General features: G+C 35.9%; 14 protein-coding genes. 2 read left to right on the top strand and 12 right to left on the bottom strand.

What is annotated here, in order from left to right:
- Positions 1-12: 12 nt before the first annotated feature.
- From wecB to EV194_RS09400, 5 genes are all read right to left on the bottom strand, one after another.
- The gene (gene wecB / locus EV194_RS09420) at positions 13-1,131 is read right to left on the bottom strand and encodes a non-hydrolyzing UDP-N-acetylglucosamine 2-epimerase (RefSeq protein ID WP_132433792.1); all 1,119 of its coding nucleotides are present in this window, start codon (positions 1,129-1,131) and stop codon (positions 13-15) included.
- Positions 1,132-1,141: 10 nt separating this feature from the next.
- Positions 1,142-2,293 (bottom strand): Wzz/FepE/Etk N-terminal domain-containing protein, encoded by a 1,152-nt coding sequence (locus EV194_RS09415; RefSeq protein WP_132433791.1) that lies wholly within the window; start codon positions 2,291-2,293, stop codon positions 1,142-1,144.
- 69 nt (positions 2,294-2,362) lie between these two features.
- On the bottom strand, positions 2,363-2,992 hold the full coding sequence (locus EV194_RS09410) for an HAD family hydrolase (protein ID WP_132433790.1): 630 nt from the start codon (positions 2,990-2,992) through the stop codon (positions 2,363-2,365).
- A gap of 66 nt (positions 2,993-3,058) precedes the next feature.
- Entirely contained in the window at positions 3,059-3,664 is a 606-nt protein-coding gene (locus EV194_RS09405; protein ID WP_165921849.1) for a phosphoribosyltransferase, read from the bottom strand.
- Entirely contained in the window at positions 3,654-4,766 is a 1,113-nt protein-coding gene (locus tag EV194_RS09400) for a glycosyltransferase family 4 protein (RefSeq protein ID WP_132433788.1), read from the bottom strand. The genes EV194_RS09405 and EV194_RS09400 overlap by 11 nt, the downstream gene beginning before the upstream one ends.
- Positions 4,767-4,832: 66 nt before the next feature.
- Here EV194_RS09400 and EV194_RS16900 point away from each other — a divergent pair, with 66 nt between their 5' ends.
- Together EV194_RS16900 and EV194_RS09395 are read left to right on the top strand one after the other, a co-directional pair.
- Positions 4,833-4,979 carry a hypothetical protein gene (locus EV194_RS16900; protein WP_165921848.1) on the top strand — a complete coding sequence of 49 codons (147 nt, stop codon included), beginning with the start codon at positions 4,833-4,835 and terminating at the stop codon, positions 4,977-4,979.
- 533 nt (positions 4,980-5,512) lie between these two features.
- Positions 5,513-8,797 carry a CotH kinase family protein gene (locus EV194_RS09395; RefSeq protein ID WP_132433787.1) on the top strand — a complete coding sequence of 1,095 codons (3,285 nt, stop codon included), beginning with the start codon at positions 5,513-5,515 and terminating at the stop codon, positions 8,795-8,797.
- Here EV194_RS09395 and rfbC read toward each other — a convergent pair.
- From rfbC to EV194_RS09360, 7 genes are all read right to left on the bottom strand, one after another.
- Positions 8,772-9,320 carry a dTDP-4-dehydrorhamnose 3,5-epimerase gene (gene rfbC / locus EV194_RS09390; protein ID WP_132433786.1) on the bottom strand — a complete coding sequence of 183 codons (549 nt, stop codon included), beginning with the start codon at positions 9,318-9,320 and terminating at the stop codon, positions 8,772-8,774. The genes EV194_RS09395 and rfbC overlap by 26 nt on opposite strands.
- A gap of 1 nt (position 9,321) precedes the next feature.
- Entirely contained in the window at positions 9,322-10,086 is a 765-nt protein-coding gene (locus EV194_RS09385) for a glycosyltransferase family 2 protein (RefSeq protein ID WP_132433785.1), read from the bottom strand.
- A 6-nt stretch (positions 10,087-10,092) separates the two neighbouring features.
- Positions 10,093-11,220: a glycosyltransferase family 4 protein gene (locus EV194_RS09380; RefSeq protein ID WP_132433784.1), complete on the bottom strand. Its 1,128-nt coding sequence runs from the start codon at positions 11,218-11,220 to the stop codon at positions 10,093-10,095.
- Between the two features lie 57 nt (positions 11,221-11,277).
- Positions 11,278-12,273 (bottom strand): glycosyltransferase family protein, encoded by a 996-nt coding sequence (locus EV194_RS09375; protein WP_132433783.1) that lies wholly within the window; start codon positions 12,271-12,273, stop codon positions 11,278-11,280.
- 24 nt (positions 12,274-12,297) lie between these two features.
- Positions 12,298-13,269: a glycosyltransferase family A protein gene (locus EV194_RS09370; RefSeq protein WP_132433782.1), complete on the bottom strand. Its 972-nt coding sequence runs from the start codon at positions 13,267-13,269 to the stop codon at positions 12,298-12,300.
- Positions 13,259-14,500: a hypothetical protein gene (locus EV194_RS09365; protein WP_132433781.1), complete on the bottom strand. Its 1,242-nt coding sequence runs from the start codon at positions 14,498-14,500 to the stop codon at positions 13,259-13,261. Before EV194_RS09365 ends, EV194_RS09370 begins: the two co-directional genes overlap by 11 nt.
- A gap of 91 nt (positions 14,501-14,591) precedes the next feature.
- Positions 14,592-16,100, bottom strand: a complete 1,509-nt coding sequence (locus EV194_RS09360; RefSeq protein ID WP_132433780.1) for a lipopolysaccharide biosynthesis protein — start codon at positions 16,098-16,100, stop codon at positions 14,592-14,594.
- Positions 16,101-16,166 lie beyond the last annotated feature (66 nt).

Genomic DNA, 16,166 nt, shown 5'->3' with positions numbered 1-16,166 from the left:
GTTGCTTTGCAATTATAAGTTCTTTTCAACAAACTCAACTATGCGTTGAGAGGCTTTTCCGTCTCCATAGGGGTTGTAACTGGTGCTCATTTGATGATACAATTCCTTATTGTCGAGGAGCTCTAAAACACCCGTCACTATTTTATCAACATCGGTTCCTACCAGTTTAACTGTGCCTGCATTTACCGCCTCTGGTCTCTCAGTGGTTTCACGCATAACCAATACCGGTTTCCCTAATGAAGGAGCCTCTTCCTGAATACCTCCACTGTCAGTCAGAATGATTTTTGATCTGTTCATCAGCCAAAGGAATGATTCGTATGGCAGAGGTTCTATCAAGACCACATTATCCAAACCACGCAAAGATTTATTTACCGGATCCTGAACATTGGGGTTTAAATGCACAGGATAGACTATTTTCCCCTTAAACTCAGATGATATTTCCTTTATTGCAGTACATATATCGTTAAAGCCTTGTCCAAAATTTTCCCTCCGGTGTCCGGTGATTAAGATCACATCACTGTCTCCTGTCAATTGCCTGAGGCGTCCTATGCCCGCATGGTTTTTAATGTTTTTAATGCGCTCAACACCTTCCATCAAAGCATCTATAACGGTATTGCCTGTAACGGATATGGCATGTTCTGAAACACCTTCTCTTAACAGGTTGTCTTTTGCTTTTTCAGTAGGGGAAAAGTGAAAATCGGCAAGCCGTCCGGTCAACTGCCGGTTCATCTCCTCAGGGAAAGGTGCATATTTATTGTAGGTGCGCAAGCCAGCTTCAACATGGCCCACTTTTGCTCCTGAGTAAAATGCTGAAAGCGCAGCAGCCGTAGAGGTTGATGTATCTCCATGCACCAATACCAAATCTGGCATAAAAACATCCATTACCTCCTTAACTCCGGTAATGATGGCACTGGTTAACGAATGAAGATTCTGACCCGGCTTCATTAGGTTGAGGTCAAAATCTACATCCAAATCAAAAAAAGAGATCACCTGATCGAGCATCTCCCTGTGCTGTCCCGTAACACAAACCTTCGTTGTATATGCGGAATGGCGCCTGAATGCTTTAACAACAGGCGCCATCTTTATAGCTTCAGGACGGGTTCCAAAAACAATTAGTATATTTTTTTTCATTCAAACATAATTAAGCTGTTCCAGATGCATCATCGTTTGCCCATAACTTTTTGAAGTTATAGTAAACAATAACTCCATAAAGAGTGATAAAACCAGCTGCACCGCCTAGCAATACAGAGACTATCATAATAACTGCCCGACGGGGAGAAGATTTCATAACCGGAACTTTTACAGGCTCAATAATTGAAAATGCAGGAGTCTCCTTTTTAACGGCAAGTCTGGATTGCTCAAGTTGCTGTGCAAGCCCTTGATGTACGGTTTTCATTAAAAGATATTCATCATTTAATTGGTGAAACCTTAAACTGATCCTCTCCTCTACAAAATTACGATGTGCATCACGAAATTGATATAATTCCTTTTGAATGTTGTTAAATTGCTCCTGTACCTCGTTAAAACGCATCTCGACAAATTTCAGATTTTCAGTGACCTGTTTTGTTTTGTATTCAACGATGTATTGCTGCAGTAATTCAACGGTTTTATTAGCGATTTGTGCTGATGCAAAAGGATCTTCATGGACAACACTAACATAAACCAACCCCGTCCTGGTACTTACTTCTACTGAGATATCCCCAAGCACTTCTTCCATGTGCTCAAGGGTTTCTTTCCCTACAAAAACAATCTCACCATCTGCTTCTGAGCTCTCTATATCATAGATGATTTCTTTGGGTGGGAATATTGCATCTTTTAGTGTCCAGGGTAAACGAACAGTATATCTTCGAATGAGTCGAATAACACCACGGTTTCCCTCCTCAATCTTATATTGATATAAATTTAAAGGTTCATCGTAATTCTTAAACCTGAATTTAGTGCTCATTAATTCATGAAGGAATGGGTAACTCCCTACTATATTGGGGTACAAATCAGGAGGAATTCCTGTAGCCTCACCAAACATCGACGCGAGATTTACCCCTGCCAAACTGGCTAAATTACTAAACTGTCCAAGCTCTTTTTGCCCTTCTACCTGTGGCAACAGAACTGCTCCTGAACTATATTTAACCGGAGAAAACAGTGCGATAAACAATCCAACTACGACAAAAAGAACCAATATAGAAAGTACAATCTTACGACCTAGCCAAACATTCTTAAAAAGGGCTAAAAGGTCAACTTTGTCTCCATTCATTACTTTTCGAAAGTGTGCTCCATCTGGCAGGTATCTTCTCATAATTTTATAAAGTAAGCTATATTTTAAATATAACCCATGAAAAGGGCTGATGAAAATTTAATAATGATATTAAACCAGCGAATATTTAACCTGGCGGTTTGCCAAAAAATTAATGGTCTCAATTGATGGATCGACAAGATAATTAGATTCCAGAGACTTTTCCATTAAAGGAAAATCGTCGTGGTGATCGGTTATTACAACATTTATACTGACACCTTTATTTGTCAGAAAATCTTTTACGTAACTTAACTTATTTTCCCGTATGTTCTCCTTCCACTCATCGATGTTTGATATGGCAGAATCTGTAGCACAAACCGCATCAAACCCAAAATATGTGCCGATTAATTTAGCATAATGAGCAGGCGCAGCAGTTGCCATGCAGGTGTAGTATCCCTTTAGCTTATAATTCTGATATAAACTTACAACTCGTTTATTGGTGTGTATCATCACATTATCAACAAACATCTGAATGTCACTTCTTCTTACAAACTTATTGCTTACACCAAGAACTTTTCTTTTAAAGGAAGAGTGACTTATGATACGAAATTTTCTTATGAGTAAGAGAAAACCAAGGTATACGGCATTTTTAATCCGTAAACGGATTAATGACAACCGAAACAAAAAGAAATAATATCTTTCAAATGTATTCGTAGTAAGAAATGTTCCATCCAAATCCACTACAACTCCTTTTAACTTCATACTAACGTCTCCTGTTAATACTATTTCTCCAATCTATAAACATATACCAAGTTACAAAGGTTCAGGTTACACCTCAGGACTCTTTTTTTTGGTATCGAAAGACCAGGGAAACCTAATTAAAACACGATTGTAAAGCAAATAATCGACATTTACCAACGGTTTTTTATGTGCTTTGGTGATGACGGCACAGCGCAAATTATGTTCAGGGCCATACTCACCGATAAAATAATCAATTATATACTTTAAAGTGGCACCGGTGTCAACACAATCATCAACAATCAGAATATTTTTTGGCCCACTCTCCAATAGCTCCCGTATTTCATGCCCCATCAGGATTTCTCCTTGTCGTTTTGGGATTCTGATTTTACTCATTAACTCCAGAACATGCACTTCCAAAACCCTTAAAAAATTAAGTACCGGATTTGGAAGTTTCCGAAGTATACTTTTTATATTTATTTTCCTCTTGATTTCTGTACTGCCTCTTGCGACCCGAACCTCACAGTAATGAACACTTATACGCTTACTTATTTCCTTGTAAACACGCTGTCCTACACATCCTCCTCCGGTGAGAACTCCTACTATTAAGTCCGGTTTGTAACCTTCCTCTATCAGGGAAGTTAACCTTATGCACTCTTTATCGAAATCATCTTCAAGTAGAGTTTTAACCTTCATCCAATACCTGTTTATATAATTTATACGTTTCATAGGCGCATTGCTCCCATGAAAATGCTTTTACTCTCTCTAGTCCTTTTTGTTGCATTGACGACAATTTTTCTTCATCATCAATCAGCTGATCCAATGCGGCAAAAATCTCTTCCTTGTCTCCCGGATTTACTTTAAATGCGGCATCTCCTCCTATCTCATCACAAGATGTGGTATTTGATGTAATTACCGGACACCCTGCAGCCATTGCCTCTAATATTGGTAATCCAAACCCTTCCCCATGACTGGCAAAATAGAACAGCCTGGCCCCATTGTAAAATAAATTTAATTCATCGTTACTCAAACCCTGAAAAACCCTGACTCCGGGATTGTTGTTTATCATCCCTGAAAGTCTTGCATTGGGAAATGCTGGATCTATTTTCCCCACTAAAACAAGATCAAGACCCTTTTGGTTGATCTCTCTGTCCAGGTACCATTCCAGTAAAACCTCAAGATTCTTCACGGGAGCAAATCTACCCACATACAAAAGATAATCTCTTTTAAGACTAAATTTCTCCAAGAGGTTGCTTTGTAACTCCTGTCGATTATTCAAAAAACTGTAATTGCCGGCTGCTGCCTCGTAAATAACCTTTATTCGCCCTTTTAAAAACGGGTAATACTTTTCAAGCTCACTCCTGGTATAATGACTTACTGTTATGATATGGTCTGCCTTTGGCAAACTAAACCGGGACAATGCATTAATTCCGGCTCTTAAACGACACGGAAAATATTTTTTATGAGTTTTAAAAAGTATATCATGTATGGTTATTACTTTTTTTGCTCTGCTCTTATAAACTGATGACAGATAATTAGTGTGTATGACATCGAGTTCATACTTTTTAGCTGCCTGATGATACCCCCACAAGACGTTTATCGGTGTAAAGTTCGATACAAGCCTGCCATGGTCAAAAACATCTCCCTGTTTAAAAAGTCCGGGCAATTGATTTTTATTGAGCAGTACAATCTTGTCATTCTCAATAAAAGGCTTCATTGCCTCCAGCAACTGTGATGTATAGCTGGCTGTTCCCTGCTCAATTTTTGTTAAAAACCTGGCATCAAAACCAATGACCATCCATATTCATTTTACCGGTTATACAAGAAAATCATTTACAAATAAATTGCTTAATCCATTGGTCAAATGAGTTTCGCAAAACAAAAACTCACAAATGTCCCGATGATTTCGGCATCGACCCCGTCTCCCGGAAAACAGGAAAGGAAGCTGATCTCTCACTCACGTGCATATCATCATTTTAAAGCCAAAGCACTTACATACAGGATCAGATAATTAAAGGCAAATCACAATATTTGCACGTAATTTAAACGCAAATCTTTATTATAAATTGTAGCCTTATTAAAAATTAATAATGACCCACATTCCCTCTCACAAAAAACCTCCTGCAAAAATGCAAGAGGTTCATAATGCTGTGCAAAAATAGCTAAAAGTTACTGTTAATTTGCTTCGACCTGGTACTTTCTTATCTAATAAAGAAAAAACCGGTAGTTTTCACATTGTTGTGTGCGGGAGGGTGAGAAATAATTATTCGAGATAGATTCTTGACAAGCTAAACGATAAAACAGAGCGGCATTGATTTTCAGAGACTAATATTATTGAGAATCTGTGTTAATCTGTGTCATCTGTGGTGAATAAGTACTCTCCCGTTGCAACAACAGACAAATCTACATGCGTACTTATTATCGACCTTATCTCCCGTAATACGACCATAAGAATTTGCCATACCGACAACCTCCAATCCAAACCCCTTTAAACTTTTTTACTATCTTTGACGAATCCATAAAAACAAAAAACGACTTGCTATCATGATCAATGGTTCATCCAAATCTCTAATATATTCAATCATTCTTCTGTTATTCTGCTCAGCTACACACTCACAGAGTTTCCCGGTAGTCATTAATGAAGTTATGTCTTCCAATTTAAACACCATTGCAGATGAGGATGGCGATTACGAAGATTGGATTGAGCTGCACAACAGAGGTGATGAACCTGTGAATTTAGAAGGCTGGGGTTTATCGGATGACGATTTCACCCCATATAAATGGGTATTTCCGGATGTAACCATTCATCCGGATGAGTATCTTATAATTTGGGCCTCGGGTAAGGATCGTACGGAGGGTGAGCTGCATACCAACTTTTCCATCTCCTCCGATGGAGAGCCCATTCTGTTCACACATCCTGAGCAAGGAGTCGTCCAGTTTGTTCCGGCGGTGCCGATACCCGGGCAAGTTTCTTATGGCTTAAACCCTAACCAGTCCGGATTCTTCTATTATAGTCAACCAACACCGGGAGCCCCAAACATCACCAAAGCTTACTCGCAATTATTGAATGCCGAACCCATTTTTTCTCACACCGGAGGATTTTATACCGAACCTTTTGAACTTACCATCTCCACCGATATTCCTGGCGCAAAAATCTACTATACGCTGGATGGCTCCGAACCTGATCCGGATAACCTGGAAGGAACTACCTATCAGTATAAGAATAGTTATCCGCATGGTGAATTGCTAACAAGAGAGGTTAAAACCTATTTGTATGAAGAACCACTATATATTTACGATCGGTCTGAGGAACCTTATGAATTGGCGGCGATTAATACACGATACCACACAACATTCACACCAACTGAGGCCACATTAAAGGGTACTCCCTTAAGAGTTGCCATAAGAAAAGAAGGCGTTTTAATCCCCAATTCATCAACTCAAACATACTTTGTAACACCCAATGGCCGAAATCGATTTAATCTACCAGTGCTATCTATTGTTACTGATGAAAGAAACTTATTTGATTATGAAAAAGGGATATATATTGCTGGGGAAAAAAGTGTGAATTGGTTCAATTCCAATCCTGATGCTTCCTGGCACTGGAGCGTGCCAGCCAATTATCATCAGAGAGGGCGTGAATGGGAAAGACCTGCCAGTATTGAAGTTTTTTATAATCCAAAAGAGAGATTCAACCAAAATATTGGTATTAGAATCCATGGCGGTGCAACCAGATCTCTACAAATGAAGTCCTTAAGACTCTATCCACGAAATGCCTACAGCACAAGCAACTTTTCATTAGACTTTCCTTTTTTCCCAAATTTGAAAGCACAAGGAGATTCGAACAAAAAAATTGAGTCTTTCGAAAGATTAATATTAAGAAACTCAGGGAATGACTTTAGTCGGACCCTATTTAGAGATGCACTAATGCAAGATTTGGTGAAACATTTACCTATTTCTACACAAGCTTATCAACCAACGGTACACTTTATAAATGGAGAGTTTTGGGGAATAATTAATATAAGAGAGCGATATGATGCTGACTACCTTAGCAGTCATTTTAATATAAAAAAAGAAGACATTGCTATCTTAGAAGCCTGGATTTCACAGGACACAGGGCCAGCTCAAGACAGACAGCAATTCTCAGCCATCCGCAATTATGCAGAGAACCACAACATGAATGAACAGTCTCATATTCAATGGGTGGAAAACCATATTGACATAGACAATCTTTTACATTATTATGCAGTTCAAATATATTTCAACAATACTGACTGGCCACAAAACAATGTAAAATATTGGAGAAAAAGGACATCAACAAATAACATAAATACTCCTCCCGGGCATGATGGAAAATGGCGCTGGATGCTTTACGACACAGATTTTGGAATGGGACATACCGGGAATTACACAAACAACAGCCTTTTACGTGTCTTACAAGAATCAACCAACGATCATGCAACCAGAGTTTTCAAAGCAATAATGAAAAACGATAGCATTAGATCTCGGTTTATTAATACTATTGCGGATCACTTAAATTCAACCTTTTTACCGGACAGGGTAATAACAAAAGTCGATGAATTTAACTCCAGAATACATGATGCAAGATTCGATCATTTCTTACGTTGGAATAGTGGAGATGATAAAGGTGATGTAATTAAAGAATTTGCTGATAAACGCCCCGGATATTTACGCAATTTTGTTATGGAGCAATTTGATGTTGAAGATCCTATATCCATTGAACTAAATAGAATAGGAAACGGAATTATTTCAATAAACACCTTAATAGTGGATAAAAAACTACCCGGGATATCTGATGAGTACAACTTATATCCATGGTTTGGCAAATATTTTAAAGATGTTCCAATTATCCTAAAAGCCATTGACCAACCCGGCTACAGTTTTTCTCATTGGGATGGAGTACCTGAATCATTAAAATCAAAACGCAAAATAGAAATCATACCTGAGAGTGACATTTCAATTACAGCCATTTTTGAAGAGGCACCATTAATTGAAACAATCCACCATTGGCACTTCAATCATCTCGAAAATGAGATATTTTACCAGATAAAATCCGATAACTCTAAGACTGAAAAACACGGAATAATTACCTACCCGGGTGAAGGTAACGGCTATATGGATATAGTTAAAGATGGCACCGCTATCAATTTGAGAGAAGAAACAGATACAGGAAATGCATTAAGGGTTCGAAACCCTTCAAAAGATAGAGAACTAATTTTTCAACTCCCCACTACCGCATATGAAGATGTTACCTTTAGTTATGCAACATCCCGAACCAGCAATGGAGCAGAGTTTCAGGACATTTATTATAGAACGACGGAAGATGGAGAGTGGAATCTAATAAAAGAGAGAAATCTCATCATTGAAAGCTATTATAGAATATCGGTTGACTTTACGGATATTAATGAGGTTAACAACAATCCTGAATTTGCTGTAAAAATTCGTTTTACTGGAGAAAAAGCAATGAATAGTTCAGGGAACAACCGATTTGATAATATTATGCTGGAAGGATTTCCTGTTAATCAGGAAGAAAACAAAGAACCTCCAACCAACATTACGAAGAATTTATCATTAACGAACGAACTCAATATCTATCCAAATCCGGCAAGTGAATATATCTATATAGAATCAGAAAATGAGATTCAGGAGATACACATAAAATGCCTAAATGGAATTATACTTGTTAAAAAGTACAACTTAAACCAAAAAGATATAAACTTTAACGTTTCAAGAATTCCTTCTGGGTTGTATTTCGTATCTGTAACTACCAAATTTGGAATAACTATTGAGAAGATTTCTGTAAAATAGCTTTTTCAGCGTGCTCCAGAAAAGGAAGTGCTAAATCTTTGTCGGAAATAATTTCTTTGTCTTTTGGAATCCCCCAATCAATATTCAATTCAGGATCAGTATACACAATCCCACTCTCCGACTCTTTATTATAATAGTTATCACATTTATAATGAAACAGGACTTCCTCACTAAGTACCGAAAACCCATGTGCAAAGCCTCGAGGGATATATAGTTGCAATCTGTTTGTTTCTGACAATTCAATGGAAAACACTTCTCCGTAAGATTTTGACCAAGGCCGCAGGTCTACAACGACATCAAGAACTCGCCCCTTCAATACTTGAACCAACTTAGCCTGAGCATGTTCCCCTTCCTGGTAATGTAATCCTCGGATAACACCATAAGATGATATGGAAATGTTATCTTGAACAAAAGAAGATTTAATTCCCTGCTTTAAAAAACTTTTAGCATTATAACTTTCAAAAAAACAACCTCGGTTGTCCTTGAATACGGATGGCTCAATCACCACTAAACCTTCTAGCATACTAATTATCTTTTAACATATAACAACCTTTAAGATACTGGGGCAGTTTTCTCAATATTTTGCAAAAAAGAGTTCGATACCCACTCAAATTATACTTTTGTATAATTTCTAAATCTTCAGCAGACTTCATCTTTTGCAGTTTTAAAGTAGTGCTTTTTCCACCCAACCTCATTTTCACAAGAAAACTATCCAAATAGTTCTTGGAAATTTTTTCATTTAAGAACCATCGAAGAGTGATTTCATAATCACTGGCAATTGAATAATTCGTGTCATACAACCCATATTTATCGAACACCTCTCTTTTTGCATAAATACATGTGTGAAGAGGAACCCAGCCATACTTTAATTTTGCATTCTTAAAAGGAGAACTCTTATATATCCGCCTGATTTGATTCAAATTACTTCTGCTCGTATAAACGCCATTTCCATATACAATATCTGAACGGGATTTTTTAAAAGTCTCAACGACTCTTGACAAAACATCAACATCATAAAATACATCGTCAGAATGAAGAATCCCAACAACATCGCCAGTAGCGTGAAGAACCCCCTTATTCAAAGCATCATACAACCCCTTATCCTTTTCAGATACAATTACATCAATCTTATCACTATAAGAATTAACAAGATTTAAAGTCCCATCAGATGACAGACCATCGATAAGTATATACTCTACATCAGAATATGTTTGAGCTAATACCGAATTAATGCAATCTTCTATAGTGTCTATATTATTATAGACTATGGTTATTATGGAAACTTTCACCTTGAATTAATATATAATTGATTTAATAAACCTTTCAACATTATCAATATAATCATTTTCCGCAAAATCATTCTTTATTCGTTCATAACCATTTATTCGGATTTTATTATAATTCTCCATTGAAGAAGTTAAATAATTTATAGACTTCTCAAAAGAAGAGTAATCATGAAATAAACATCCGGAATGATGATCTTTTATAATCTCAGAGGTTCCTGCATTATCAAATCCTATAACAGGCACCCCATAACTCATTGCTTCAACTGTAACACGCCCAAACCCCTCAGATTTTGAAAACATTAACAAGATATCGATGGAGTTGTATATTATGTCACTCTGAAAAACAAAACCGTGAAAAACAACCTTCCTTTCCAATCCGAGAGTCTTAATGAGTTGCTCAACCTTCTTTTTATAACCACAATCCTTATCTCCAAAAAGATGAAGTGTTGCATCAGGGTAAGTCTCTAATATTCTTGAAAAATATTCCACTGCAACATGTTGCCCCTTTGCTTCATCAAAAATACCAACCAATCCGAACCTAATGGATTTTAGATTTAAGTTTTCTTTTTCAGCTAAAGCCTTTGGCATCTTTATTCCATTGTATATTATTGAAAAAGGCTTTTGAAATGAACCAGAGCAAACATAATTTTTAACAGCATGCGAAACGAAAATTACCCCGTCACTTAAACCAATAAATCGTTTCTTAGCGCTTTCTCCAAATACAAATCGAGCATTATAATCCAATGACATAAACTCCCGTATGTGGCAGATATGTTTTTTACCCAACAAGCAAGCAATAAAGATTCCTACATTTTCTAATGACGAGTTAGAGTATATGACATCAGGCCTTACTCTCCACGCTTTAAATAAAACGATAGGAAATACGAAAATATTCAAAAAAAATAATGCGGGTATAATTATGTGTTTTAACAAAAACTTATAGTACAAAAATCCAGAGTAAAAAGGAACATAGATCACCTTCACTCCTGCATTTCTCAAACAAGTAAGCAACTCTCCTTTTCTTGGAACAAACACTGAAACGACATGCCCTTTATTTTGCAATTGTATTGCGAGAGATAGCAGAGACCTGTTAGAACCGTATAGATCCCCATAACTAGTAAAAAAAAGAACATTCATGAATTGCTAATTACAATAATAAAATTCAAAGTCAAAATACAATCTCCCTAAACCGATTTAAACATTACTAATCTGTGACAGAGTCTTCCTAACAAAAAGTGACCAATCATTATCTCTAAGAAAATGCTCTAATTTTCTGTAATTTATTTTTTTATTAGACTCAACCCTCTCACAAATTTCATCGTAAGTATTAAAAGTAAAACACAATTCTTGAATTCCCAAATCTTTAAAAGCCCCTTTATTTGGTCCAATGATATTACCTCTAAGCATTAATGTATCCATTAATGCCCCCGAACTTGATACCGAACTAGATAGATATGGAAATACGACAAATGAAGAAGATTCTACTAATTGGCTTAATTCTTCCTCAGGAATCCTTCTGTTTTCGAAAGAAACAAATCGGCAATGAGAGATGGCTTCTTGCAATTGCTTATCATAATCAGGATCTTTGCATCTCCCAACAATCTTAACTTTCCATTGGATTTTGTTTGTTGCAATATACCGTACAAATTCTAAAATCCCTTTATAGGGCTCAATAGCTCCCCAAATTAAGACATCAATTTCTTTCTTCCGACCAACCATTAATGGCTTAGGGCGATAATTAACAGGATGATGTTCAAAAAGAACCTTCCCGGATGCTAATTTTCCAGCAAATATTTGTGCTTCGCCGGAGTGAGCAACAATAAGGCTGGCATGTTTAAACATCATCTTTTTAATCAACCGGGACACCCAGTTCTCCCCATCGTGGGGATGAATATTATGCATAATCCATACAATGCGGACTTTTCTTATCTTGATTACAACAAAACAGATTAGGAAAAGAAAAAGCTGCAACTCTTTATATGGCTTTTTACTAATGTTTTCAATCCAATTAAATACAACGACGTCAAATCGAAATAAATGCTTTAATAAATTTAAAACTGCTGATGACGACTCTTTAGTATTTACAACTTTACATTTTTCACTCAGATGATTTCGAAAATTATCTGTATAAGGATTATAATTTACAGAACGTGTTTTTGGATATGGGGGAGGAAAAAAAAACAAACGCATATAAATGAAGTATTTACACATCAGTTAAGAGTAGTTTTGAGCTTCTTTCTTTTTCAGCGCCAAAATTAAAGCATAAGCCATTTCCTTTATTGACATTTTATATCTTTTTCTTCGTATGACCCAATAAATAAAATTTCTAAATACTCCTTTTGAATTATTGTATCCATGATACGCAATCGTTTCAAGACTCTTTTTTTTAAAATAAATTGGTAAACGTTTTTTTATATTTTCCTTTAAAAGCAAGTCCATTTCATTTTGCGGAATTTCAGTTTTTAAAAACTCTTCATACCATATTGCCTCCCTCTCAATAGCTTTTAGCTTTAATTCAACTGACCCGGAAGAGCTGATGGTTAGCGGACTTCGCCGATACTGAAAAAGGGGCTTATTAATATGAACAATTCCTTTCCCCTTCATTGCTATAAAACTTGTAATGTCATCAGATGCCCAAGCCAGTTTATTTTTAAAAAAACCTCCATTCATTTTAAGTGCACTTGTTTTATAAACGAAGTCGGAAACATACTGCTGCCTCCATTCATTCATTCGATGCCAAATGTTCTCAAAAACGGACTCAAATTCCGGTAATGATTGGTTAATCGAAATAGGATTAGACTTTTCATCGATCACGATGCTTCGACAATGAAACACATCAATAGCGGGATATTCTTTTATAAATATATCAAACTCTTCTAAGTAATTTGGATGTAATACATCATCATCCCCCATCAAAACAAAATAGTCTCCTTTAGCGTATGAAAGGCACTTATTCCAATTATCGACTACGTTCTCAGCGCCGGTATTTCGATCATTTTCATAATAACGAATCCTTTTATCAGAGAACCCTTCTACAATGTTTTTAATTTTCTCTGGGGAAGCATCGTTTACTATTATCAACTCAAAATTAGTATACGTTTGGTTTAATATAGTAGCTATACACTCTTTTAAATAAGATGCCTTAAAAGCGGGAATACCTATCGAAAACAATAAATTATGATTCATTTTTATATCTTAAATCTAGCTTTGAAGTATGTGCATTTATACCCACATTCGTATGCACTTTTTCAAGCATGAAAAACACAATTGAAATTGCGACAACGTTATGATAACTTAAAAAGTACCCTGACAAAATATTAGCAAATAGGACATATATCATAAACAGCTTTAAGTACAAATACTTAATATCGACCCTTAAAAAAAATGTCCTAATCATCAAAAACAGAGAAGCTAATAAACCTAGTATACCGAACAAACCATATATTTGCGCATACCCAACATCACTTAAATAAAGTTTCTGATCTGCATTTATAATGTTTGTATAGTAAGCACCGTATGTACTTGCCTCGTGGGGAACTCCATTACCAAAAAAAGCGTTGAAAGCATTAGGCGAAAAGTTGAAAGAAAAGTATTTGTACGCTGTGACCCTAATATCTTCTGTAGGTTTATCTGTTCCTATTTGAGTCTCTGTTAATAGAACTAAAGATTGTATAACATTTGAGTTTTCAATAACATAACCACCAATAAGTATTGCTGATAAAACGATCAGGACTTTTCTCCACCATGTAAGATTCCATAACAACGCAATTGCACTTATTACAAATGAGAATAGAATATATTGACGTATTACGTGCATTAAAATAACCGCAAAAAGGAATATAGAAAGATATAGCCATATAATCCGTCGATTATAAATATACCTCCCTACAGCAAAGAAAAATGAGAGAAAAAGAAATCCTCGACCTGGAATAAACAGCCGAAATACAGCTCGCATGTCATCAATACGTCTATCTGCAAAACTACCAAAATAGACTTCCGGCAGTAAGGACAAAGATAAAAAGTATATAAAGATATATGAAAATGAAAATACCCAAATAATCCTTTCTAAAAACTTGATTGATGGATTTATTGTTAGTAAATAAAAATAACTTATAAAACCAAGAAAAGGGAAAGTCGCTCTTAGTGTCAAAAGAGGACTTTGCCCCCAACTAATAAAAGCAGGAACCATTGAAAAAAATATGCTAAAGAGCAGAATCCTAAGGCCATTTGCAAATACAAGCTGTTCTTTGGTATATAGTAATTTTTTAACTGACAACAAAATAACACATGAGCATAACAGCCAATAAACTAACTTAAGCAATTCAGCACTAAAAAATACTGGCTCATAGAAATAGAATGAACTTAAGGTGAAAATCAGGAAAAAGAATGCTCCTAATGTTTTTAGATTTATAATCATAACATCCTTAACAAAATTTTAAAAGTACATATTGGAGTCGAAGCAATTCCAAGGATTATCTAAGAAATGATAGAAATACAACCTAAATCCGCTATATTCTAATAAAATTATTCTTGATATCACGAATGTCAATCACTCTAAACATAATCAACATTAATATATAGATAATCCCCCAAGTAAGGGAATTAATCAAAATCTGAATAATAAATGAACCTGTTTCTACCTCTAAAAAATGGACCAACCCAAACACAATAAACCCTAAACCTGTGGGTATAACAAATGATTTAAATACGTTCAATGATTTCAAACTCAGAACCCTGTTATTAAAATATAAATAATAAAACAATACTTGAATAATTATATAAACCAGATAACCAATTACGGCGGAACCAACACCATATTTACTCGCTAATATTGCATTAATAATCATCGATACAATGCACGCTATACCGGAACTAAAAACCAACATTTTTGTTTTTCCTGTAGCAAGCACCAGACTAGAGACCGGTGAGTTGTGTAAAGATAAGGTCAGCGTAAACACCCATAGAAACAGCCATTGAGTAAGATGGATGTATTCGACCCCCACATACAACGACAATAACTCCTGAACGTTTAACATAACAGGAAAACAGAGAAATGCCACTAAAATACTCGTATATTTAGTCCCTTCGTAGGCCATTTTTTCAATAGATGTTCTATCACCGCTTTGAATAGCTTTTGATGTTTTCGGAAGAAAAACACTTACCAACATCCCACCAATAGAAATAATAAAAAGCGGAAATACTTCCATCACTCGGTACTCTGCTAGTATTCCAACACCTTGGTCAGAAAATATACCTAATATTATCGGGCGCGATTGTACTGCCGTGAATTGGAATAGACTCATAGCCAATATGGCTAAGCCATATTTAAACACCACCAGAAATTCTTTCCAATAAAAAGCAGGAACAATGCTGCTGATTAAATTCCTTTTCTTGCATAGATATAAAAAAGGTAAAACAACAAAGGAATTTACAGCCAAAAAGGTGACAAAATATTGAATCAACGACCAATTGAATAAGATAGTTACCCCCACAGCAGCTAACCCCAATACACTTTTTACTGAGTACATTTGTTGGGTAAATGCTATTCTCTCATCCGCTATCAACAATTGATTAAACGTAAAATTTACCCAATTAACAATACTAAAGGCAGCCAAGATAAACAACAAATCTCGAAAGGTGCTGAACTCAGCAGGGGTAATTTGAAACACATCCCCTCCCCATATTCCTATGGCAACCAAAATAAAGCTATTTATTATACTAATAGCTAAATAAAAAGATATATTGGTCTGTGCAGTACGATGAAGCAAGTCATATTTGCCCGTAGCAATCCATTGTGAAAAGAATTTTACTGCTCCGGTATTCATGCCCATATTAAGCAGAGCCATATAGGCATTTGTAGCAATTGCTAAAGTCAATAAGCCATAATACTCTTTTCCGAAATAATTTAAAAGAATAGGAATAGTCAAAAACTTAATTCCTGCATCTACTATCTTGGAAATTGCTCCCCAAAAAAAAGAGCCGGCAATATACCTAACTGTTGATTTGGCCTTTCCCACGCAAGTTTATTTTCCTTTAATACTTACTACCTGTAAATTGTAAAACGACAATTATAGTATTTATCA

This window comes from Natronoflexus pectinivorans (assembly GCF_004345615.1).
GTDB classification, from domain to species: domain Bacteria; phylum Bacteroidota; class Bacteroidia; order Bacteroidales; family Marinilabiliaceae; genus Natronoflexus; species Natronoflexus pectinivorans.
The sequence above is the reverse complement of the archived record's forward strand: the minus strand, read 5'-3'. Positions and strand labels throughout refer to the sequence as shown.